Source organism: Peribacillus sp. NPDC058075 (assembly GCF_042885195.1).
Taxonomy (GTDB): domain Bacteria; phylum Bacillota; class Bacilli; order Bacillales; family DSM-1321; genus Peribacillus.
This window is the reverse complement of the sequence record NZ_JBHVSL010000001.1, coordinates 3,177,510-3,200,146: the sequence shown is the minus strand read 5'-3', so window position 1 is coordinate 3,200,146 and position 22,637 is coordinate 3,177,510. Positions and strand designations below refer to the sequence as shown.

Genomic DNA, 22,637 nt, shown 5'->3' with positions numbered 1-22,637 from the left:
TAGGGGTTGAACTAGATGGAAAAAACAAACAAGAATTCTTTATCCGATTGGATAAAACCAGCGATGATAGCTTTTGTTATTTACATCTTAATCCGTACATTTCTCTTTTCAAGCTATGATGTTGAAGGGAAGTCGATGCAGCCGACCCTTGAAGATGGAAATAAACTTGTCGTGAATAAAATCAATTACCAGATTCATGATATCAATCGTTTTGACATTATTGTTTTTCATGCGAATTCAAAAGAAGATTATGTTAAGCGAGTTATAGGGATTGCAGGTGACCGAATTCGTTATAAAGATGATTGGCTTTACGTAAATGGTGAGAAAGTGGATGAGCCTTATCTTGAGAAAGTCAAGGAAGGTTTCCCGGAACAGGATTTTACGGGTGATTTCACATTAAAAGAATTGACGGACATGACCGAAGTTCCGGAGGGTAAGCTTTTTGTTATGGGTGATAATCGTCTTGAAAGTGCTGACAGCCGTCATTTTGGTTATATACCGGTTGAAAATGTTGTCGGTAAAGTGGATGTTCGATATTGGCCGGTCCATGATTTCAATTTTAAATTTACAGGTGAATAATTGTGGAAGCCCCCAAATTATGTGGGCTTTTTCTTTTTGGGGAAACGCGAACGTACGATTGGTGTTTTTTCAAGGGAAACGGTAAAATAATAGAAAGTAAATCTAATTGGAAACAGAAACCTAGTCATAAAGTCGAAAGTATTTCTGGTATGATGGGTCTAGATATTATGTTGTAAGGGGGAAAAAGAGATGTCACTCCGTTTTTTACTGGGAAGATCGGGTGCAGGGAAAACTTCGAATATATTGGACGAAATTCGCTCCAAATTGACAGAAGATCCCGAAGGAAATCCAATTATTTACCTCGTTCCTGATCAGATGACGTTTCTATCTGAATATAAATTAATTAAAACACCAGGCCTTGCCGGAATGATCCGGACACAGGTTTTCAGTTTTAGCAGGCTTGCATGGCGCGTCCTTCAGGAAACCGGGGGGATGAGCCGGCTGCATTTGGACAGTGTCGGCGTCAATATGTTGATACGGAAGATCATGGATGATAAAAAGGAAGAGTTAAAGATGTTTCGTCGATCTGCTGATAAGCAGGGGTTCATTGCACAGATGGAGCTAATGCTGGCTGAGTTCAAGCAATATTGCATCCAACCTGATGACATTCAAAGCTATTTGGCAGAAACCTCACAGGCCGGCAGCGGCATTCAGGATAAACTGCATGATCTTGAATTGGTCTATCAGGCTTTTGAGGATGAAATGGTTAACAAATATTTAGATTCCGAAGATTATTTCACTTTGCTGATCGAGAAAATGCCAGAGTCTTCATATATAAGGAATGCAGATATATACATCGATGGTTTTTATAGCTTGACTCCACAGGAATTAATGATTGTGGAAGAAATGATGAAGCTGTGCAGGAGTGTAACGATTTCACTGACGTTAGATCAGCCCTACAGGCAATATGCCCCGGATGATTTGCAGCTGTTCAGGCAAACGGGAAATCTTTATCATCACCTTTATCAGGCTGGATTGAGGAATGGCATACCGATTTCAGAAGATCGAATCTTAAAAGGGACGGAAAGGTTTGGAAAGAGTCCGGGGCTGAATCATCTGGAAACTTATTTTGCCATTCGCCCTGCACAAACGTTTGAGCAGTCACCTGATGTAACGATCGCCCAGGCAGTTAACCGCAGAGCTGAGATTGAAGGAGTTGCCCGGGATATCTTGTCGCTGGTCAGACAGAAACAGCACCGTTACCGTGATATTGCGATTTTAGTTCGTAATGGGGAAGCATACTCAGATATTTTACAAACCGTTTTTCGGGATTATCAAATTCCCTTGTTCGTCGATTCCAAACGGACGATGCTGAATCATCCTCTGATTGAACTGATTCGTTCTACTTTGGAGATCATCAATGGTTATTGGCGTTATGAGCCGGTATTTCGTGCAATCAAGACGGAGCTTCTATTTCCGCTGCAAAAAAACCACGATAGGATGCGCGAACAGGTAGATAAGCTGGAGAACTATGTGCTGGCCCGCGGCATTAAAGGAAGCAGGTGGACGTCCAAAGATCGTTGGACATACCGGCGCTTCCGCGGCCTGGAACTCGAGGACCGGAACCAAACGGATAAGGAAATGAAGCTCGAGCAAGAGTTGAATGAGATGAAGCAATTATTTACCGAGCCCATCTTGAAGCTCTCAAAACGTGTTAAAAAGGCTGCTAATGGCAGGGAATTGTGTGAAGCCCTTTATCTATATCTTGAAGAATTGCATGTACCGGAAAAATTGGAAAAGCTGAAACTAGAGGCAGAAGAAGCGGGTGATTTGGTATCGGCAAGAGAGCATGAGCAAACATGGAATGCTGTTGTCGACCTATTGGATCAATTCGTTGAACTGCTGAGCGGGGAAGAGCTTTCCATGAAACAGTTTGCGGTAATCATTGAAGCTGGTCTGGAATCTCTTGAATTTTCTTTGGTACCGCCGGCAATTGACCAAGTATTGGTCGCTAATCTAGATTTATCCCGCCTGGATGATGTAAAGACAGCTTTTGTTATCGGCCTGAACGAAGGGGTTCTGCCAGGAAAAGCTGTATCTGACGGAATATTTTCAGATAGTGATCGTGATGTGCTGCTGGCTGGTGGACTTGATGTTGCCCCAAGTTCAAAAGTGCGCCTGCTGGATGAGGAGTTTACAGCGTACAAAGCATTTACAACGCCTGCAGAGGCCCTTTATCTATCATATCCGCTTGCCGATGTGGAAGGGAAGGCACTTTTACCGTCATCCTATTTAAAACGGGTAAGGGACGTATTGCCTAACGTTTCCGAAGTGTATTATATGAACGATCCGTCCGATCTGCCTGCTGAGGAACAGGTGAAATATGCTGTGAATCATGATGTGGCCCTATCGTACCTGGCTGCCCAATTGCAGCTGAAAAAAAGGAACTATCCAATCCATTCACTATGGTGGGATGTATATAATGCCATTCTTGATGATGAAAAGGCCGGTCCTTCAGTAACTAAGGTTTTATCGAGCCTTTTTTATCAAAATAGGACAAAGAAATTATCTGAGGAAACAAGTAAGCAATTATACGGTGAGAGCATTCTTACGAGTGTATCCAGGATGGAAATGTTCAATAGCTGCCCGTTTTCCCACTATGCGGCTCATGGCTTGAAATTGAGGGAACGGCAAATTTTCCGTTTGGATGCACCGGATATAGGCGAGATGTTCCATGGAGCGTTGAAAATGATTTCCGATTACTTAAAGGAACATGATATTCCTTGGTCTACATTGACTGCCGAACAATGCTTGGAGCTGGCCAGAATTGCTGTGGAGAGACTTGCTCCTAAACTCCAAAATCAAATTTTGTTAAGTACGAACCGCCATCACTATTTACGCAGGAAACTGGAACATGTGATTGGACGGGCCTCGATCGTATTAAGTGAACATGCAAAGGTGAGCGGTTTTGCTCCAATCGGACTAGAACTCGGATTCGGAAAAAATGGCGAGCTGCCGCCACTTTCTTTCACATTGAAAAACGGTACGAAGATGGAATTGATCGGGCGGATCGACCGTGTGGATAAAGCGGAAGAAGATGAAGGTGTCTATTTGCGTGTGCTCGATTATAAGTCGAGTGAAAAGGAACTGAACATGAGTGAAGTATATTATGGACTCGCGCTGCAGATGTTGACATACCTTGATATCGTCGTCACCCATTCCAAGTCGCTTATTGGAAAAGAAGCGATCCCTGCCGGGGTTTTATATTTTCATGTGCATAATCCCGTTGTCAAATCAAAGGGAATGCTCAGCTTGGATAAAATTGAAGAAGAAATTTATAAAAGTTTTAAAATGAATGGACTTGTACTGGATCATTCAAATGTCATTCAAATGATGGATACCTCGCTTGATATTGAAAATCCTGGTAAGTCGGATATCATTCCAGCTGGATTTAAAAAGGACGGATCGCTCCTTGCGGCTTCCAAAGTTGCCAGCAGGGAAGAGTTTTCGCTTCTGAATCATCATGTGCGCCGTATTTATCAGGAGGCTGGTGATCGAATGGTCGATGGTGATGTGGATATAACGCCATACAAATTAAAGGAAAAAACGCCGTGTACCTTCTGTTCCTTTAAATCTGTATGCCAATTCGACCAGTCACTGGAGGAGAACCAATTCAGGAATTTGGCACAGAAAAAACAAAATGACGTTCTTGAGCTATTAAGGGGGGAGGGGAAGAGCGATGAGTAAAACGAAAATTCCTGCTCTGCCAGGAGACGTGACTTGGACGGAAGATCAATGGAAGGCGATATGGGCTAAAGATCAGGATATTCTGGTTGCGGCGGCAGCAGGCTCAGGGAAAACAGCGGTGCTGGTCAACAGGATCATTCAAAAAGTCATTTCAGAAGAAGATCCCATCGATGTTGATGAACTGCTCGTCGTTACATTCACCAATGCCTCGGCTGCCGAGATGCGTCATCGGATAAGTGAGGCATTAGAAAAAGCGATCAATGATAATCCGCATTCACAGCATTTGCGTAAGCAGTTGAGCTTGATTAATCGTGCTTCGATTTCTACACTTCATTCCTTTTGTTTAGAGGTGATCAGGAAGTATTATTACCTGACGGATATCGACCCGGGCTTCCGGATTGCAGATTCTACCGAGATTCAGCTGCTTCGTGATGAAGTGATGGAAGAGCTTTTCGAGGATCAGTATGGGCAAAGTGATAATGAAGAGTTCTTTAATTTGGTTGATGCTTTCACTAGCGATAGAAACGATGATGCACTTCAGAATATCGTTCGATCGCTGCATGATTTTTCGCAATCGAATCCAGACCCGAACCGATGGCTTGATGGTGCCGCCAGCATGTATGAGCTGGCAGATGATGATGGGATTGATGATCTTTCGTTTATCGATTCATTGAAGTTCGATATTGGTTTACAATTGGACACCTCCAAGGATTTATTGGAACGCTCGCTTGCGTTGACAAAAATCCCTGGGGGGCCGGCACCAAGGGCTGAAAACTATATAGCCGATCTTGCCATGGTTGCTAAACTTTCGGAGGTGAAGGACCAATCTTGGAATTCTCTTTATGAAGAAATCCAAAACGTGAAATTTGGGACGGCAAAACGCCTTTCTGGTTCGGAGTTTATCAAAGAAATTACGGATGAGGCTACCAAGTACCGGGATAAGGCGAAGAAGATCATCAAATCGTTACAGGAAGAGTTATTTTCCCGTAAACCGGAAAGCTACTTGCGGGATATAAGGGAGCTCAAGGGATATGTCGATACACTTGTAATGCTTGTTAAACGGTTTGACGAAAGGTTCTTTGCTGCAAAAGCAGAAAAGAACTTGGTGGATTTCGCTGATTTAGAACATTATTGTCTTCAAATTTTGACAGGGGAAACGGCGGGTGGTGAACGAAAACCTTCCGCAGCAGCCATCGAATACAGGAACCAGTTCAAAGAGGTGCTAGTGGATGAGTATCAGGATACTAACCTGGTTCAGGAATCCATTTTAAAACTTGTGACGGCCGACGGTGAATATGATGGGAATCTTTTCATGGTAGGCGATGTCAAGCAATCCATTTACCGGTTCAGGCTTGCGGAACCGAATCTCTTCCTTGGAAAATACACACGTTTTACCCATGATGGTGTTGATTCCGGACTGAAAATTGATTTAAATCGCAATTTCCGGAGCCGAAAGGAAGTGCTCGATGGGACCAATTTCTTGTTTCAACAGTTGATGGGCATTACTGTCGGTGAGATTGATTATGATGAAGATGCCCAATTGAAAAAAGGCGCCCCATATCCCGAAGACGATCCAAACCCGATCGAACTCCATTTAATTGACGGAACAGCCGATCCGGAAGCTCATTCGGAAATGGAAGGATCGGATAGCGGGTTTGAGGCCGAGGAGCTTGAAAAAGCGCAGCTCGAAGCAAGGCAGATGGCAAAGCTCATTAAAAAGGCTATAAGCGAGAAGCATCGGATATATGATACGAAAACCCAAAAGTACCGATCTGCCACCTATCGGGACATGGTCATTCTTCTTCGTTCGATGCCATGGGCACCGCAAATCATGGAGGAATTAAAAAAACAAGGGATTCCAGTCTATGCCAATTTATCGACAGGGTATTTTGAAGCGACCGAAGTGGCCATCATGATTTCCTTATTGAAGGTGATTGATAATCCGCAACAGGATATCCCATTGGCATCCGTTCTCCGTTCACCCATCGTCGGGCTGGATGAAGAAGAGATGTCACAGGTGCGTTTATTCCATACAGGGAGCTACTACGAAGCGCTTACTGATTTTTACAGAAAGAGTGACCCGGAAGAACATCCGGGGCTTTATGAAAAGGCCGCTGCTTTTTATAAAAAACTAGTGAAGTGGAGGAGGCTTGCCAGGCAGGAGGCATTATCAGATTTGATCTGGCTGCTATACCGCGAAACGCAGTTTTATGATTTTGCGGGTGGGATGCCGGGCGGCAAACAGCGTCAGGCCAATTTAAGGGCGCTGTATGACAGGGCAAGGCAATATGAAGCCAGTTCTTTCCGCGGTCTGTTCCGTTTCTTGCGCTTCATAGAAAGGATGCAAGAACGTGGAGATGATTTAGGGGCAGCTCGGGCTTTAGGGGAACAGGAAGATGTAGTCCGGCTGATGACGATTCACTCGTCAAAGGGGCTTGAGTTCCCCATCGTGTTCATTGCCGGTCTTTCCAAGCAATTCAATATGATGGATTTACGCAAGCCCTATTTACTGGATAAGGATTATGGCTTTGCGGCAAAGTATGTGAATTCCGAATTACGGATAACTTATCCCTCCCTCCCTCAATTGGCATTTAAGAAAAAAAAGCAGCTTGAATTAATTGCCGAGGAGATGCGTGTCCTTTACGTGGCTCTAACGAGGGCTAAGGAAAAGCTTTATTTGATTGCCAGTATCAATGATGCAGAAAAAACGCAGCAGAACTGGGAAAGTAATGCGGCACATGGAGATTGGCTATTGAAGGACTATGTACGGGCAGGTGCAAAAAGTTATCTTGATTGGATTGGTCCATCCCTTGTCCGCCATCGGGATTCTCCTGGGGCTGCAGGTCTTGGCTTGGAAATGGAGTTGCACCCATCGAATTGGTCCATTTCCGTCATTCCAAGTGAAGAGCTTGCTGTTCTGGATGAGGAAGAGGCACTGGTTCAAGAGCAAATGCTGGAACATGTCCAGAAATCGGAGAAGGTCGCTATCGTTTCCGAGTTTCATGATGATATCAAGGAACAGCTTGAGTGGGAGTACCCCGAGCATGAGGCGACGGTGTATCGTTCCAAGCAATCCGTTTCTGAACTAAAACGTCAATATGAACTAAAGGACGAGCAAAGCTCCACTGAGCTGTTGCGTAAATTTAAGCGGCCTATCACGAAGCGGCCGACTTTCATGCAAGAAAAGTCACTGACTCCTGCTGAAAGGGGGACGATTACACATTTAGTCATGCAGCATATTGATCTATCTAAAGAGATTACCATTCAGTCGATCCAGGAACTGATGGTTGACTTGATTCAACGTGAGCTCTTGACGGAGGAACAGAAAGAAGCTGTGGACCCTGAGACGATCGTCGATTTCTTTGACAGTGAAATCGGTCAAAGAATGCTAGGGGCCGTGACCCTTCGCCGTGAAGTGCCATTTACGATGTCGCTGCCTGCAAAGGAGGCTTACAGCGATTGGACAGCTGGAGAGGAAGAGATCCTAATCCAAGGTGTAATTGATTGTATCTTTGAGGATGAACAAGGTCTTGTGCTTCTCGATTATAAAACGGATACAATCACCGGCCGTTTTGCCAGCGGGTATGAAGGGGCTAAAGAGATTCTTGCCGAGCGATACCGGATGCAGCTTCAGCTTTATACGCGGGCTGTTGAAGGGATCATGAATAAAAAGGTAACCGGCCGTTACTTGTTTTTCTTTGACGGCTCGCATTTATTGGAAGTATAAGAGAGAGGGAGTGTCCCATTGATGTGGGACGCTTCTTTTTGGTTGAGTAAACAGAATAGTTTGAAAAAATATAAATGCTTACTATATACTAGTGGAGAAAAAAACCTTTTTAAAGGAGTAGAGAAGAGTATGACGAGTGAGATCAAGAGCAAGGGATATTTTGGTGAGTTCGGCGGAAGCTTTGTACCGGGTGAACTTCAGGAAGTTATGGATATTTTAGAAACGGAATTCCTGAAATATAAGGATGACCCGGAATTCATTGAGGAGTTTCAATATTATCTGAAAGAATATGTCGGACGCGAAAACCCGTTAACACTTGCAAAGAATTTAACGAAAAAGGTTGGCGGGGCAAAAATATACTTGAAGCGTGAAGACCTGAATCATACAGGTGCTCACAAAATTAATAATGCGATCGGACAAATCCTGCTCGCTAAACGGATGGGTGCTAAACGAATCATCGCAGAAACTGGCGCTGGACAGCATGGTGTGGCGACTGCGACTGCATGTGCGATGTTTGGCATGGAGTGTGTGATTTATATGGGTAAGCTGGATACGGAGAGGCAGGCATTGAATGTCTTTCGGATGGAATTGCTGGGGGCAAAAGTCGTAGCGGTCGAAAAGGGACAGGGTCGATTGAAGGATGCCGTTGATGAGGCATTGAATGATTTGGTGCAAAACTATGACAATACTTTTTACTTGCTTGGTTCAGCAGTGGGGCCACACCCATATCCAACGATCGTTAAACATTTCCAATCAATCATAAGTGTAGAATCAAAGCGCCAGATTCTTGAAAAGGAAGGAAAACTGCCAACTGCCATCATTGCTTGTGCAGGAGGGGGAAGTAATGCGATCGGTGCTTTTGCTCATTATATTGATGAAGACGATGTCCGTTTAATTGGTGTAGAACCAATTGAGGCCCCAAGTATTTCGCAAGGTGTCCCGGCAGTATTGCACGGATTCAAAAGTTTGACATTAGTGGACGAACAAGGAGAACCAAAACCGACATTCTCCATAGCTGCCGGTTTGGATTACCCGAGCGTGGGACCCGAGCATAGTTTTTTGAAAGAAAGCGGACGAGCGGAGTATGTGACGGTAAAAGGGGAAGAAGCTCTTGAGGCTTTTCAGGTATTATCCAAAACAGAGGGAATCATTCCAGCTCTCGAAAGCTCACATGCTCTGGCTCACGCCATGAGGCTCGCCAAAGAATTAACAAGAGATGATATACTGATCGTCAATTTATCAGGCAGGGGAGATAAAGATGTCGAGCAAGTATTCAACATGTTAGAAAAATAGGCCGACTTTAAAAGCCTCCCTGGAAATGGGAGGCTTTTTCTATGACTAATTATTCCCTGTAATGGGCTGGTCGACCCCATTGACATCAAGGACATTGCTACCGTTCAGGCCATTGGCCGTAAAAACGATTGCAGCTGTGTTCCCTGAACCGGATCCGGAAACCGATTTGGAGGAAGACTTAGGGGAAATGACGGCGCAATCCCCGAATAACAGGTTTCCTTGCGCGACATTAAATACTTGAACTGGACCGATAATGGCGGGCATATGAACCCCTCCTTTAAAAGTTTTACTGTTGTTGGTTGAATCCTCATGGCGTCACGTCGTTTTTAGGAACTTCCCGTATATGTTTCACTCTTGATTCCATACGTGCATGGCCTACGTTCCCCACACCAACTACAGATGAGGCTGATATCCCGATTATATTGATATGGCCGACCCGTATGAAGGGATTCGGATTAGAAAAACTTGCTATGACTGGTTCATTCAATCTCGGAATATACAATGGTCTCTTAAAAATTTCATAATCTTCGAAATGAATATCGACTGACTGGAAAGTTTCACTTCTCTTTTGGACCGCTAAAGCCTTGGAATTACCGTCTATATATGAGGTATCCCCGATTTGCAGAGTGGAGCTGAATGATGTTGTGTCGGATAATAAAGATTTTACTTTTGATATTCTAGAAAACATGTTATTTATCCTTGGGGAGTAAGCGGCACGAGTGGCCCGATGATAAGGGACTCCGGTGGGGTATCGAATGCTGAGGATAGCTGGACCGTTTGTACATCCCCTATGAGAAATAAAGCAGAACTTGATACACCGGTAATTTTAATATCTCCTACGCAAAGCTGGTGATTGGTTACATTAAACTCCATTTGGATTTCCTCCTGTCTCGGCTTGAGAATGGGTAATGAATTGAAATAGTGCGGTTTGAATATCGGATTTCACCTTTTCCCTGATCTTTTCCTTGATATTATCCCTTTGCTGCGGAGCACGTTCCGCGTACGAAAGATTATCGAAATACATATTGATTCGTTGATGCAGCTGGCGTTCAACGTCCTGCTTAATGAAGTCATGATAAGAGGGTTCCAATGATATTTTCAGCTGGTTTTCCGCATCGTTAATCATATTTTCCAAGTCTGAAAGTATATCGTTGTGAATTTCCTGGACGACGATTTCCCTGCCTGGAAATAGGTTAGGGGCAGGTTGGACGGGTTGGTTGTTGACGGCAAATTCGTCAATGTTGTTAAGATCAGTTGGATTTAAACCGATATTCAATGTTCCATCTAGAGATTCGACCTTTAACTGATCGAATTTATATTCAATTTTATCAACATGGATTGGCGGTTTATTTTTCAGCTCGGCTAGTTCATCTGTCAGGCGTTTGAGTTCGTGTTCAAGTTTCATGATCCGTTTATCCTGGGCTTCAAGAAAACGCTGCATTTGTATGGAATATGAATAAAGATCCTGATTCACGATTCAACACCCCACCCTCACATTAAGTTAATATCATATATGACAGTATATGAAAAAGTTGGAGGTAGGTGAATGCCTATGAACTAGGAACGTGTAAACGGGACGAAACTGGTTAATGGGATTACATCAGTTTCAATTTGGGGAGCAGGCTCTGTGAATCCACCGGTATTGGCTAAAGTGGAATATGGTTTAATCACCCCGGCACTCCCTATTTGAAAAACGGATGAATTGGCGATGCTTTCGATTTTTATCATATTGATTTGGATGGTCTGGTGAATATTGAAGATCATGCTGACTCCTTTCTTAAAACCATTAGAGATTTAAGACCAGTGGCTGATCGACACCATCTGTATCATTTGTATTTGTGGTGCTGTAGGCATTATAGAGGGATATGGATTCACCTGTATTAAAAGAGCCAGCACCCGCAAACGTTTTTGAGGTGGAAAATGGACTTATTTTAAAGACGTCACCAATATGGACAATTCCACTGCTACCGACGTTGATGACTTGAACGACTCCTACGATGGCCGGCAAGAAAATCACCCTTTTTTTATTCTGGTTTTTCCCTTGAATCTCAGGCCATGAGCCTATCAATGAAGGGAGTTTCAATGTATTGTATGTTGACTGATGATTGATGTGATTCATCTGCCTATCAATATATTGTTATATAACACTGATGGATATTATTGAAATGTTATAAACAGATATGGTAATATAATACTAATTCAGAATTTTCAAATAAAAACAGAGGTGAGGAAATGAATGTACCATTAGTATTATCGCATTTCTTAGATCGAGCAGCCTTACTATATGGCGATAAGAAAGCCATCATTGGAGATGACAAGGTATTAACCTACGCAGAATTGAACGCCCGTGTAAACCAGCTTTCAAATGGTTTAATGGATCTCGGTGTCAAAAAGGGTGATAAGGTTGCATATTTGGCACCTAACTCAATTGAAATGCTTGAAGGCTTTTATGGGGTCTTTCAGCTTGGGGCAGTGATCGTTCCCTTGAATATCCGTTTGAAGCCTGCAGATTATGTATTCATTTTGAACCATAGCGAGTCCAAGGTACTTTTCGTAGATCAGGAATTGTATCATCTAATTTCCCCTGTCATGGATGAACTCGAATCGGTCGAGCACATAATCGTTCATTATAAAGATGAAGAGATAAATGAAACCGATTACAACCTTTGGCTGGAACGTTATGATAACAAGTGCTTTAACCGGGAAACCGTGGATGAAAATGATGTTTCGAGCCTCCTTTATACTAGCGGGACCACAGGAAATCCCAAAGGGGTGATGCTGACTCACCGCAACAACTATCTACATGCCCTGGGTGCGATGCATCATTTCAGGGTAAATGACCGCGATACATATTTGCATGTACTGCCGATGTTCCATGTGAATGGGTGGGGTGCTCCATTTTATTATACGGCAAATGGTGCCACTCAAGTTTGTTTGAGGAAAACCAGCCCCGAAATGATATTTGATGCACTGCAAAAACATAAGGTTTCCATCATGCATATGGCACCAACGGTTCTGAATTCCTTGTTTCAATATTATGAACGGAATGTTCCGAATATCGAGCAGGATATCCGAATCGTCGTTGCGGGTTCCGCCCCGCCTCCTGCATTCGTTACAAGGGTGGAAAAAGAGTTAGGCTGGGAATTCATTCAAATATACGGAATGACTGAATCGACACCGGTTAGTCTGATATCGCTGATTCGTTCTGAATTCGATGATCTTCCTGAAAAAGAAAAATACAGAATGAAGGCGAAAGCTGGATATCCCATCATAGGCAGTGAGGTAAAGGTTATCCATGACAATGGTGAGGAAGTGGCCCATGATGGCGTGGATATCGGCGAGCTTATCGTCCGCAGCCATGGAGTGATGTTAGGTTATTGGAAAAATGAAGAAGCGACCAGCCAAACATTGATAAATGGGTGGCTGCATACAGGGGATATGGCCACGATTGATGAAAATGGGAATGTGGATATCGTTGACCGCAAAAAGGATATCATCATTAGTGGCGGAGAAAATATTTCTTCCATAGAAGTGGAAGGAATACTCTACGAACATCCGGATATTCTTGAAGCGGCAGTCATTGCCGTTCCCCATGAAAAGTGGGGGGAGACGCCGCATGCCTTCATTGTGCCAAAAAGGGGCGTGGAATTAACGGAGGATGATATAAGGATCTTCACACGGGAAAAACTAGCTCACTTCAAATCAGTTTCCAGTGTGTCGTTCGTCGATGAGCTTCCGAAAACGGCATCGGGGAAAATACAAAAAATCCATCTCCGTAATGATTACTGGGAATCTAAGGGGAAAGCAGGCAGATTCGTCAATTGAAGCTCGCTAACGCTGTTCAGAAATGATCAGCGTTTTTTTCTGTTTACCGGTTCGATGGATTTCATATTAAGCTATGAAGATATCGGATATGATGAAATGAAGATTGAGAGGGCGATATGTTTCCATTCGTAAATAAGCCGCAGTGACTCATGCCATTGTTGATAAGAATCATTCAAGAGAATTGGGATTTGTTTCGATAAAATGCTTCCTGTTTAACGAGAAAGTGTTACTATTATAAAATATTTGAAATTATTATAATCTTTATTTTTTTATCCTGTTTATTGTAAGAGTCTTGGATTGTGGGGGAGAGCATTGAAACGTATACATTATAGCTGGGTTATTTTAATCATAACCTTCTTCTCGATAATTGTAGCCGGAATCGTTAGGTCATCATCGGGAGTATTCATCGTTCCATTTGAAAATGAGTTCGGGTGGGACCGGTCCGTCATTTCTTTAGCCTTCGCGATAAGTTTGTTTCTTTATGGATTATCGGGTCCATTCATGGCCGCTCTAATTGAAGTGCTTGGATTGAAGAAAATGATGGTATTGGCCATGTCCACTTTATTGGCAGGGATTTTCCTCACTTTTTTCATGGAGCATGAATGGCAGCTCATGTTCATTTGGGGAATTATCATTGGATTGGGTTCTGGAGTGTTTTTAACGGTATTGAGCCCATATGTAGCAAATCGTTGGTTCGAGAAGAGGCGGGGACTGGCGGTCGGGATACTCACGGCAAGTACGGCCACAGGTCAGCTCATTTTACTTCCGGTTTTAGCCATCATCATTGAGAATTACTCGTGGAGATGGGCAATTGGGTTAATTTTGGTCCTTAGCTTGATCATGCTGGCAATCATCCTTTTGTTCATGAAAAACAATCCGAAGGAAGTGGGCACTCTTCCATATGGATTAGAAGAGGAAAATCAGGAGGCTGTTACAGTCCAAAAGAAGAACCCCATCGCCATGGCCTTTCAGTCGTTGATTGAAGCAGTGAGGGTGAAGGAGTTCTGGTTATTGGCAGGAAGCTTTTTTATATGCGGACTTTCAACGAGCGGTTTGATCGGCACACATTTCATTTCTTACTGCATTAGTTTTGGTATCCCGGTTGTGACGGCAGCATCACTGCTATCTTTCATGGGAATCTTTGATTTGATTGGTACGACTGTATCCGGGTGGTTATCAGATCGTTTTGATAACCGTTGGCTGTTGTTTTGGTATTACGCTCTAAGGGGTGCTTCCCTCGTATTACTTCCATTTGCGCTAAATGAAGGCTCAATCGGCCTATTGATTATCTTTTCCGTTTTTTATGGATTGGATTGGATTGCCACCGTTCCTCCGACCATAAGCATTTCAAGGCAAGTCTTTGGCATGGAGAAAAGCGGGATCGTATACGGGTGGATATTCGCGGCCCATCAGGTCGGTGCAGCAGTGGCGGCGTACGGTGGAGGGATTATCTTCAAAATATTCAACTCCTATACATGGGCATTCTTCCTTGCAGGAATCTTTTGCTTATTGGGCAGCTTGTTTGTCATACTGATAAAAAAGCAAAAAGCGGTCACGAAAGTTAAAGATGGTGCAATGGAGTTATAGAAAAATCTGTATGGATGAAAGAGGGTGTACCTATGAATGGCAGGATGGCACCAATGCAGGAAAGTAAGAGGATCGTAAGCATCGATATTTTACGTGGATTAGCCATTTTAGGGATTTTTTTAGTGAATATGCCTTCTTTCCACTCGCCGCTCTTGTACATAGATGGTGCCGAGCGGTGGGCTGGAGGATGGGACAGGATTTTGTATATATTCAGTGATATTGTCGCACAGGCCAGCTTTTATCCGTTATTTGCCTTTCTGTTCGGTTTCGGGGCGATCATACTGGCTGTAAGGAGTGAAGAAAATGGTACTTCATTTCCTTTGCTATATATGAAAAGGCTAAGTTTCCTGCTGACACTTGGATGCATTCATGCTTTTTTCATCTGGCATGGGGACATCCTCATTAATTATGCTGTATTTGGGTTTGCCTTTTTGTTTTTTTATAAGATGAAGGGCAGGAATTTAATTCTGCTAGGCACGGTTTGTTATGTCCTGCCTTTTGCGATATTGGGTTCACTATTTCTTATAATGGGCATTTTTGAAGGGGATGCGATGGCAATCACGACTGATTCGGAGATGATGAAGCAATCTTTGGAAGTTTATCAATCTGGTACATTTACGGAAATAATGAGTCAAAGGGCGCTGGATTGGTATATGGTGAACAACCCCTTTAATGCCATTATCCTTTTTTTATCGATTTTTCCGTTTTTTTTAATGGGAGCAGGCGTTGCCAAACAAGGCTTTCTCCAAAATCCAACCCTATATAAACGACAATTGAAAATGATATCGATTGTAAGTTTGTTATTGGGCATGTCCATTAAGATTCTGCCATATGTGACGGTATACCATTTTGGTACGATATTCGTGCAGGATTATTTGGGAGGACCGTTACTTACGATTTTTTATATCACGGCAATCGCGCTTTTGGCGGAGCGGGCAGGTGCTTCCCGCCTATTACACCCGTTTTCGTATATCGGAAGGATGTCGATGAGCAATTACTTGTTCCAATCGATGGTATGTACGGCCATTTTTTATTCATATGGGCTTGGTTTATATGGATCAGTCTCTTATACGACAGGTTTTGTTTTCCTAATAGCCCTGTTTTGCCTGCAAATTCTGCTTTCCTTATTGTGGATGGGTCTGTTTAATTACGGGCCGGTTGAATATATATGGCGTTTTTTTACATATGGTAAAAAGCCGGTTATGCGCAAGTAGGGACCAGGTAAGAAGAAATGTAAATGATGTTCATTAAATTGTTGGTTTTACCCATTCAGGTGGATCCTTAGTTTTGTTTTTTTATAAAAGCCTATGATATGATGAAATGGAAACTGAACGAGGGGGCAAAAAAAATGACACATATGCATATTACAGCTTGGGTTATCGGAATCATTCTTTTCTTTGTCACATATTCGATGCTTAAAGGGGAAAACCCGAAAGCGAAAATGCTACATATGATAACACGGTTGTTCTATCTATTGATTTTCCTTACAGGGGGCATGTTGATCACTGATTTTGGTGCTTACGCAGTGAAAATGATTGTCGGAATCATCGTGATTGCGGCGATGGAAATGGTGCTGGTCCGTACGAAAAAAGGAAAAAGTACAAGTGCCATGTGGACATTGTTTATCGTAGCGCTTGTATTCGTCCTTTATTTAGGACTTTCACTGCCACAAGGAATGGACTTTTTTTAATAAAGAATTAAAAACGGGTAAATGAGGAATCTCATTTACCCGTTTTCTTTTATCCGTTATTGAGAATTCACTTTCTCAATGACGATCCTTTTTCCGGTGTTCAGGGTGAATTCAAAACGATCATGATCCTTTTTCCCGTAAGAAAAGTGGTGCTGAACGAGACAAATTTGGCTCTCGTTATCAAAGGTGAAGAAATTCACGCCGGACTGGTTTGGGACGGCCCTTAAAAAGGTGAGCTGGTTATAGCTATATATACAATCATAAATAGAAAAATCAAGTGAATTCAATGTCGTTACAAATTGGAAAAAAGAATCGTCGTTCAATTCTTCCAATAAACGTTCAAAAGAGTAAAGCAGTTTTTTGCGTATCCGAATGGGCTCATTTTCCCTTAAGAAGGTGATTTCCCGGTGAAGCAGGATTTTTCCCTCTTCTTCAACTACTCCTTGCTGCCAGCGCCCTCCCCTGTACACTTCAATGACGCTGTCAACGTGGTCTTCAATGGAGCAGGCCTCATCTGTTTCATCATCGAAAAAAATCCATTGTTGATTGATATTTTCCACTGTTCCTTCGGTAAAAGCTCTTGTTTGCCTGTTCATTAACTTAGTTCGTTGTTGCTGACTCATACATATACCTCCAATAGTGGAATCCTCACCTACTTTTTAGTCAAAATCCAATGAAAATATAACTGTATATTTTAAAATATTATGGACAAATAACCATCTTTCCGTCTTTGCATAGGCTATGTTTAAACACGGGATGCTTTGCTCAACAATTCATTAACAACGCCGGGCGTTGTTGGCAGGGGGTCCTACGGAATGATGCTGAGCGATACTTAGGGACTGTAAATCTTTTTAAGTCAGGGAGCCAATATATTTTTGATAGTCCGGATAGAAAGGATGAAGTGTAAAATGTGTGGGATAACAGGCTGGGTGCATTTTCAAAAAGATTTACGGACAGAAAAGAAAACGTTGGAAAACATGACAAAAACGTTGGCAAAGCGGGGGCCAGACGAAGAAAATGTTTGGAGCGAAGCCCATGTTGCCTTTGGTCATAAACGGTTAACGGTTGTCGATGCGGAAGGCGGAAAACAGCCGATGACGAAAAATCACGAAAACGGCAGATATACGCTTTGTTATAATGGTGAGCTATATAACACCGAGGATATTCGTAAACAGCTATTATTAAAAGGATATTCATTTAACGGTCATTCTGATACAGAAGTTTTGCTAACTTCTTATATAGAATGGAAAGAAAAATGCATTGACTTGTTCAATGGGATTTTTGCGTTTGCGATTTGGGATGAAAAGGAACAGAAATTATTCGTTGGAAGAGATCGCATGGGGGTAAAACCATTCTTTTATGCGGAAAGGGACGGCGGGTTCATTTTTGGATCGGAGCTGAAGGCGATTTTGGCCCATTCGGATGTTAAAACGGAGATTGACCGCGAAGGGCTGTCTGAGGTTTTTGGTGTTGGTCCATCCCGAAAGCCAGGTTCAGGCGTCTTTCATAATATCCAGGAATTAAGGCCTGCCCATGCGCTTACCTTATCAAGGAAAGGCCTCCGGATTTGGAGATACTGGAATGTGAAAAGTGAAGAACACCGGGATACTCTTGATGAGACAGCCGAGAAGGTTCGATATCTTGTTGAAGATGCAGTGACACGGCAACTTGTATCAGATGTTCCGCTTTGTACCTTCTTATCAGGAGGGCTTGACTCAAGCGCGATAACGGCCATCGCTGCAAACGCCTATCAAAAAGAAGGGAAAGGGTCGCTTCATACGTATTCCATTGATTATGAGGATAATGAGCGCTATTTTAAAGCAAATGATTTCCAGCCTAACTCTGATGGGTATTGGATTAAAAAGATGTCGGATAGTTTTAACACGGTTCACCATTCATCGATCATCACTCAAGAGCAGTTGACAAATTATTTAACGGAAGCTGTCCTTGTAAGGGACCTCCCAGGCATGGCGGATGTCGATTCTTCCTTACTCTGGTTTTGTAAGGAAATCAAGCGGGATTTTGTCGTAGGCCTGTCCGGTGAATGTGCAGACGAAATTTTTGGCGGTTATCCTTGGTTTCATCGTGAGGATGATTTGAATCGTGCTGGTTTTCCATGGATGAGATCGACAGGGGAGCGGGTATCTTTATTGAAAAAGGGATGGCGCGAGAAATTGAAGCTTGAGGAATATGCGCAGGAAGCTTATTCGACCACCCTTGCCGAAACGCCTAAATTGGAAGGGGAAAGCGGTGTAGCAGCAAAGCGGAGAGAGCTTTTCTATGTGAATTTATTATGGTTCATGACGACTCTTCTTGACCGGAAGGACCGGATGAGTATGGGGGCAAGTCTAGAGGTGCGCGTGCCATTTGCCGATCATCGCCTTGTTGAATATGCATGGAACATTCCTTGGGAAATGAAAATGGAAGGCAACCGTGAAAAGGGTATTCTAAGGAAGGCTTTGGAGGGGCTCTTACCGGATGAAGTATTGTATCGTAAAAAAAGTCCATATCCAAAAACCCATAATCCTATATATACAGACCGAGTGCAGGCATGGTTGAAAGACTTACTGAAGGATAAAAATTCGGTGCTTCATGAGTTTTTCGATAAGCAGAAGCTAACCGATATAGTAGATTCCAAGGGTGCCGCTTTTAAAGTGCCGTGGTTCGGGCAATTGATGTCAGGTCCACAGCTGCTCGCTCACTTGGCACAAACCCATGTATGGTTCAAAGAATACGATATCCAAATAATCGAATGAAAAAAACGGGGCGGATGATTTTCATTGCCCCGTTTTCATTGTCTCAATGATTGATTGCGAGAATTTTATATTGATAACCGCTCAATTCAAATTTGCCAACTTGTGTGGTTTCTTTTGTTCTTAAATCCGTTAGTGTACGTCCTTCCAAATCAAAAGGAAGAGTAAAGGGTTGCTGGTCATCCGTCGGATTGATGAGGATCACGACAGTACGTTTTTCATTATACTTTTGGTAGGCCACGATATTTTCGTTTCCGGCTGTATCAAGGAAATTGAACTTCCCGTCATTGGCAAGCAATCGTTCTTCTTTTCGCAAGGAGATCAATGCCTTAATTTCATTGAGCAGCTCGGCGTTTTGTTTTTCTTCTTCCCAGACCATGCATTTTCGGCACCCTGGATCCATGCCACCGGTTAAGCCGATTTCATCGCCATAGTATATACAGGGGCTGCCATTGAATGTCAGCAGGATTGCGTGGATGAGCTTGGCTCGAGCTAGATCTTCCCCGCAATCCGTGAAAATCCGCGGTGTATCATGGCTTCCAAGAAGATTGAATGTCACGTCAAAAACATTGGTCGGATAACTGTGATAAATGGCTGTCATTTCTTCTGTGAACTCGCGTGCATTGATGGTTTGTGAAGCGACCAAGCGAAAAACTTGGTTGGTAAAAGGGTAATTCATGACCGCATCGAACTGATCACCGCGAAGCCATGGCATTGAGTCATGCCAAATTTCCCCAAGAACATAAACGTCAGGCTTTATATTTTTCACCGTTGTTCGAAATTCACGCCAGAATGGCTGGTCGACTTCATTTGCCACATCGAGCCGCCAGGCGTCTATATCAAACTCCTTGATCCAATAAGCCGAGACTTCGAGCAGATATTCTTTCACCTCCGGATTTGCCGTATTCAATTTTGGCATCGATTCAAAAAAACCGAATGTTTCATAATTGGGTCTTTCCCCTCCCTTAAGTGGGAAGCTGTGTGGGTGGAACCAATCCTTATATTTCGATTTCTCTCCTTTTTCGAGTAAATCCTGAAAAGGGGGGAAATAGTAGCCGCTATGGTTAAAAACAGCATCCAGCATGACCCGGATATTCCGTTTGTGGCATTCGGATATGAGCGTTTTCAATGTTTCCTTCGTTCCGAATTGCGGATCGATACTCCGATAATCAATCGTATCGTATTTATGATTGGAATAGGCATGGAAGATTGGCGTGAAATAGATTCCGTTGATGCCGAGATCCTCTAGGTAATCCAAATGTTCAATGATTCCTTCAAAGTCCCCGCCAAAAAAATTATCCACCGCCGGGTCTTCACTTCCCCAGGGTTTCACACCTTCCGGATCGTTGTCAGGGTTTCCGTTCGCGAAACGTTCAGGAAAAATTTGGTACCAAATTGTATCCTTGACCCATTCCGGTGCCCCGAAAACTTCATTTTGATGTAGATAGGGAATCGCGAAATAGCATCCTGGATCTCGGGGGGCTTCTTTAAAGAAGCCCTTTTCCGTGTAAAATGCACTTTCTTCTTCCGAGGTTACCTTGAACCCATATCGAATTCTTCGGTAGGGAGGCTTTACATAGATATGCCAGTAATCATAACGGTTATCGCTGCCTGATAAATTCATAGGAAGTTCTTCGTACTGCCATTGACCATTATCTGATATGTATGGATCACCAAAAATCAATCCAACTGAGGAGATATCTTGTTTTTTCGTACGTAGGCGGATATGTAGGGTTTCAGTGTTGATGGGATAGCTGTAATTGTCATTAGGCCTATGGTGTATGGATGAAAATTCCATTTAAAACCACTCCAATTCTATAAGTATTTGAGGATGTGAAAAAGGAAACTTCCAGCTGTTTATGAGGGGATCTCGATGAAGCAGCAATAGCCAGGTTAAGTGCTTTTTCAATATGGTTATATACCCTATATCAATTGAAAGAAGCACTTATTAACTAAAAAATAACAAAAAGTCTTCATCACTACAAGGAAATAAATACGCCAAGGAAAATGTTGTAAAAATCAAAGCCGTTCATATAATGATAACAATAGCTTTGGCATCGCTTTCATTAACTGGCTTTATTTGAAGGACTAATTGAAAAAACAGTATTATTTGGTGCTTTTGGACATGATAGAATAAACATTTTAAAAAGGAGAATCAAAGTGAAGAAGCTGATTTTTCATTTGTTCATGTCCATGTTTTTGATCGTTAGTGTAAGTGCTTGTGGTTCCAGTTCAGATCTGGAAAATAAAGCAGTGAAAGAAAATAAGAAAAAAGAAGACGAAGCCAGCAATGAAGTGAAGCCGGAAAAATTGATCATTTGGGAGGAAAAAGGTAAAGCGGAGGCCCTAAAGCCGGTGATTGAAGCTTTTGAAAAAGAATATGGAATCAACGTTGAGCATGAAGAGCTTGAAATAGCTACCGAGATGTATGAGCGGCTACGCCGTGATGGGCCAATCGGAAACGGGAAGGCTCCGGATGTCGTAACCTTTTCTCATGAAAGAGTCGGGCAAATCGTGAAGGAAGGCTTAATTCAGGAAGTGAAGGTGAAGGATGAGGTATTGAATGCCTTCATTGAACCTTCAATTAGGGGGGAGATGTATCAGGATAAGGTATTTGGCTTGCCGAAATCCGTAAACACATCCGTTTTATTTTATAATAAAAAATTGATGGCTAAGGCTCCTGAGACGATGAATGGCCTTTATAAAATGGCGAAGGAATTAAGAAAGGGTAACGTTCATGGTTACTACGCCAAATGGAATGATTTCCATGATTCGTATGGAGTGATCGCTGGAATGGGAGGCTATATATTTAAAGATAAGAATGGAAAACTAGTCCCTTCCGACATTGGTTTGAATAATAAGGGTGCCATAAAAGGGGCTGCATACATCCAAAAGTGGTATAGGGCTGGTTTGATACCCAAAGGCGACAAGGCAGCGATCGAAAAGTTGTTCATACAAGGGAATTTGGCTTCTATCATGAGTGACGGAAACTCATTTACCGAGCGGAAGGAAACAGGAATTGCCCCCATGCCCGAATTGCCCAATGGCAAGCCAATGAGAACGTTCATGGAAATCAAGGGCTGGCATGTAACAGCATTCACAAAACATCCTTATTGGTCTACGAAGTTAGTTGAATATTTGACTAATGATGATCATGCAATGCAGCGTTATGATTTAACAGGGGAAATCCCTCCGAATAAATCAATTAAACACAATGCCGCAATCAATGAAAATGAAAGGGCACAAGCCTTAAGCATACAATTACAATACGCAGAACCAGTACCTAATATTCCGGAAATGAATAAGGTATGGGGGCCGATGGATTCAGCCATGGATGAAATGACCACTCAAAAAGCAAAACCAAAAAAGGCCTTGGATAAAGCGGTCAAGACGATAAAAAAAGAACGTTAATCATTTTCTGCCTTTTCCAATTCAGGAACCATAACCAGTATCCCCAATTTGTCCCTTTAGTGTAAAGTTTTTTATAAATTGGATT

At 42.7% G+C, this 22,637-nt stretch carries 18 protein-coding genes; 10 read left to right on the top strand and 8 right to left on the bottom strand.

Translation table 11 applies throughout. The annotated features are described in order from the left end of the window. The first annotated feature begins 15 nt into the window (after positions 1–15). From lepB to trpB, 4 genes are all read left to right on the top strand, one after another. Positions 16–579 (top strand): signal peptidase I, encoded by a 564-nt coding sequence (lepB, locus tag ACFVS1_RS15850; RefSeq protein WP_352922052.1) that lies wholly within the window; start codon positions 16–18, stop codon positions 577–579. Positions 580–768: 189 nt separating this feature from the next. Further along, positions 769–4,266 carry a helicase-exonuclease AddAB subunit AddB gene (gene addB, locus ACFVS1_RS15845; protein WP_387548694.1) on the top strand — a complete coding sequence of 1,166 codons (3,498 nt, stop codon included), beginning with the start codon at positions 769–771 and terminating at the stop codon, positions 4,264–4,266. Further along, positions 4,259–7,993 (top strand): helicase-exonuclease AddAB subunit AddA, encoded by a 3,735-nt coding sequence (addA, locus tag ACFVS1_RS15840; RefSeq protein ID WP_387548692.1) that lies wholly within the window; start codon positions 4,259–4,261, stop codon positions 7,991–7,993. Before addB ends, addA begins: the two co-directional genes overlap by 8 nt. Positions 7,994–8,122: 129 nt before the next feature. Continuing rightward, on the top strand, positions 8,123–9,286 hold the full coding sequence (gene trpB / locus ACFVS1_RS15835) for a tryptophan synthase subunit beta (RefSeq protein WP_387548690.1): 1,164 nt from the start codon (positions 8,123–8,125) through the stop codon (positions 9,284–9,286). A 45-nt stretch (positions 9,287–9,331) separates the two neighbouring features. On the opposite strand, the gene ACFVS1_RS15830 is transcribed toward trpB, so the two are convergent. The 6 genes from ACFVS1_RS15830 to ACFVS1_RS15805 all read right to left on the bottom strand — a co-directional run bounded on the left by ACFVS1_RS15830 (position 9,332) and on the right by ACFVS1_RS15805 (position 11,294). Further along, positions 9,332–9,550, bottom strand: a complete 219-nt coding sequence (locus ACFVS1_RS15830) for a spore germination protein (protein ID WP_095391926.1) — start codon at positions 9,548–9,550, stop codon at positions 9,332–9,334. A gap of 43 nt (positions 9,551–9,593) precedes the next feature. Beyond that, positions 9,594–9,974 carry a spore germination protein GerPE gene (locus ACFVS1_RS15825; protein ID WP_387548689.1) on the bottom strand — a complete coding sequence of 127 codons (381 nt, stop codon included), beginning with the start codon at positions 9,972–9,974 and terminating at the stop codon, positions 9,594–9,596. A gap of 5 nt (positions 9,975–9,979) precedes the next feature. After that, entirely contained in the window at positions 9,980–10,159 is a 180-nt protein-coding gene (locus ACFVS1_RS15820; protein ID WP_387548687.1) for a spore gernimation protein GerPD, read from the bottom strand. Beyond that, positions 10,149–10,760: a spore germination protein GerPC gene (gene gerPC, locus ACFVS1_RS15815; RefSeq protein ID WP_241590649.1), complete on the bottom strand. Its 612-nt coding sequence runs from the start codon at positions 10,758–10,760 to the stop codon at positions 10,149–10,151. Before gerPC ends, ACFVS1_RS15820 begins: the two co-directional genes overlap by 11 nt. A gap of 83 nt (positions 10,761–10,843) precedes the next feature. Beyond that, positions 10,844–11,050 carry a spore germination protein GerPB gene (locus ACFVS1_RS15810; protein WP_387548685.1) on the bottom strand — a complete coding sequence of 69 codons (207 nt, stop codon included), beginning with the start codon at positions 11,048–11,050 and terminating at the stop codon, positions 10,844–10,846. Positions 11,051–11,072: 22 nt separating this feature from the next. Then, positions 11,073–11,294: a spore germination protein gene (locus tag ACFVS1_RS15805; RefSeq protein WP_241590647.1), complete on the bottom strand. Its 222-nt coding sequence runs from the start codon at positions 11,292–11,294 to the stop codon at positions 11,073–11,075. 224 nt (positions 11,295–11,518) lie between these two features. Between ACFVS1_RS15805 and ACFVS1_RS15800 the strand changes: the two genes are divergently transcribed. From ACFVS1_RS15800 to ACFVS1_RS15785, 4 genes are all read left to right on the top strand, one after another. After that, positions 11,519–13,111: a long-chain-fatty-acid--CoA ligase gene (locus tag ACFVS1_RS15800; RefSeq protein WP_387548683.1), complete on the top strand. Its 1,593-nt coding sequence runs from the start codon at positions 11,519–11,521 to the stop codon at positions 13,109–13,111. A gap of 312 nt (positions 13,112–13,423) precedes the next feature. Further along, a complete protein-coding gene (locus tag ACFVS1_RS15795) occupies positions 13,424–14,698 on the top strand; it encodes an MFS transporter (protein WP_387548681.1) in 1,275 nt (424 codons plus the stop codon). A gap of 32 nt (positions 14,699–14,730) precedes the next feature. Beyond that, positions 14,731–15,912 (top strand): DUF418 domain-containing protein, encoded by a 1,182-nt coding sequence (locus ACFVS1_RS15790; RefSeq protein ID WP_387548679.1) that lies wholly within the window; start codon positions 14,731–14,733, stop codon positions 15,910–15,912. Between the two features lie 134 nt (positions 15,913–16,046). After that, positions 16,047–16,388, top strand: a complete 342-nt coding sequence (locus ACFVS1_RS15785) for a YisL family protein (RefSeq protein WP_101224146.1) — start codon at positions 16,047–16,049, stop codon at positions 16,386–16,388. A gap of 56 nt (positions 16,389–16,444) precedes the next feature. On the opposite strand, the gene ACFVS1_RS15780 is transcribed toward ACFVS1_RS15785, so the two are convergent. Further along, positions 16,445–17,011 (bottom strand): DUF2777 domain-containing protein, encoded by a 567-nt coding sequence (locus ACFVS1_RS15780; protein WP_352922030.1) that lies wholly within the window; start codon positions 17,009–17,011, stop codon positions 16,445–16,447. A 285-nt stretch (positions 17,012–17,296) separates the two neighbouring features. Between ACFVS1_RS15780 and asnB the strand changes: the two genes are divergently transcribed. Beyond that, positions 17,297–19,144 carry an asparagine synthase (glutamine-hydrolyzing) gene (gene asnB, locus ACFVS1_RS15775; protein WP_387548676.1) on the top strand — a complete coding sequence of 616 codons (1,848 nt, stop codon included), beginning with the start codon at positions 17,297–17,299 and terminating at the stop codon, positions 19,142–19,144. 43 nt (positions 19,145–19,187) lie between these two features. Here asnB and ACFVS1_RS15770 read toward each other — a convergent pair whose 3' ends face one another. Beyond that, positions 19,188–20,939 (bottom strand): glycoside hydrolase family 13 protein, encoded by a 1,752-nt coding sequence (locus tag ACFVS1_RS15770; protein ID WP_387548674.1) that lies wholly within the window; start codon positions 20,937–20,939, stop codon positions 19,188–19,190. Between the two features lie 362 nt (positions 20,940–21,301). Here ACFVS1_RS15770 and ACFVS1_RS15765 point away from each other — a divergent pair, with 362 nt between their 5' ends. Further along, positions 21,302–22,552 carry an extracellular solute-binding protein gene (locus tag ACFVS1_RS15765; RefSeq protein WP_387548672.1) on the top strand — a complete coding sequence of 417 codons (1,251 nt, stop codon included), beginning with the start codon at positions 21,302–21,304 and terminating at the stop codon, positions 22,550–22,552. Positions 22,553–22,637: the final 85 nt, after the last annotated feature.

What these genes read in the sequence shown, in the direction of transcription:
- lepB (WP_352922052.1), top strand. Translation starts at nt 16, where the DNA reads ATGGAAAAAACAAACAAGAATTCTTTATCCGATTGGATAAAACCAGCG.
- addB (WP_387548694.1), top strand. Translation starts at nt 769, where the DNA reads ATGTCACTCCGTTTTTTACTGGGAAGATCGGGTGCAGGGAAAACTTCG.
- addA (WP_387548692.1), top strand. Translation starts at nt 4,259, where the DNA reads ATGAGTAAAACGAAAATTCCTGCTCTGCCAGGAGACGTGACTTGGACG.
- trpB (WP_387548690.1), top strand. Translation starts at nt 8,123, where the DNA reads ATGACGAGTGAGATCAAGAGCAAGGGATATTTTGGTGAGTTCGGCGGA.
- ACFVS1_RS15830 (WP_095391926.1), bottom strand. Translation starts at nt 9,550, where the DNA reads ATGCCCGCCATTATCGGTCCAGTTCAAGTATTTAATGTCGCGCAAGGA.
- ACFVS1_RS15825 (WP_387548689.1), bottom strand. Translation starts at nt 9,974, where the DNA reads ATGTTTTCTAGAATATCAAAAGTAAAATCTTTATTATCCGACACAACA.
- ACFVS1_RS15820 (WP_387548687.1), bottom strand. Translation starts at nt 10,159, where the DNA reads ATGGAGTTTAATGTAACCAATCACCAGCTTTGCGTAGGAGATATTAAA.
- ACFVS1_RS15810 (WP_387548685.1), bottom strand. Translation starts at nt 11,050, where the DNA reads ATGATCTTCAATATTCACCAGACCATCCAAATCAATATGATAAAAATC.
- ACFVS1_RS15800 (WP_387548683.1), top strand. Translation starts at nt 11,519, where the DNA reads ATGAATGTACCATTAGTATTATCGCATTTCTTAGATCGAGCAGCCTTA.
- ACFVS1_RS15790 (WP_387548679.1), top strand. Translation starts at nt 14,731, where the DNA reads ATGAATGGCAGGATGGCACCAATGCAGGAAAGTAAGAGGATCGTAAGC.
- ACFVS1_RS15785 (WP_101224146.1), top strand. Translation starts at nt 16,047, where the DNA reads ATGACACATATGCATATTACAGCTTGGGTTATCGGAATCATTCTTTTC.
- ACFVS1_RS15780 (WP_352922030.1), bottom strand. Translation starts at nt 17,011, where the DNA reads ATGAGTCAGCAACAACGAACTAAGTTAATGAACAGGCAAACAAGAGCT.
- asnB (WP_387548676.1), top strand. Translation starts at nt 17,297, where the DNA reads ATGTGTGGGATAACAGGCTGGGTGCATTTTCAAAAAGATTTACGGACA.
- ACFVS1_RS15770 (WP_387548674.1), bottom strand. Translation starts at nt 20,939, where the DNA reads ATGGAATTTTCATCCATACACCATAGGCCTAATGACAATTACAGCTAT.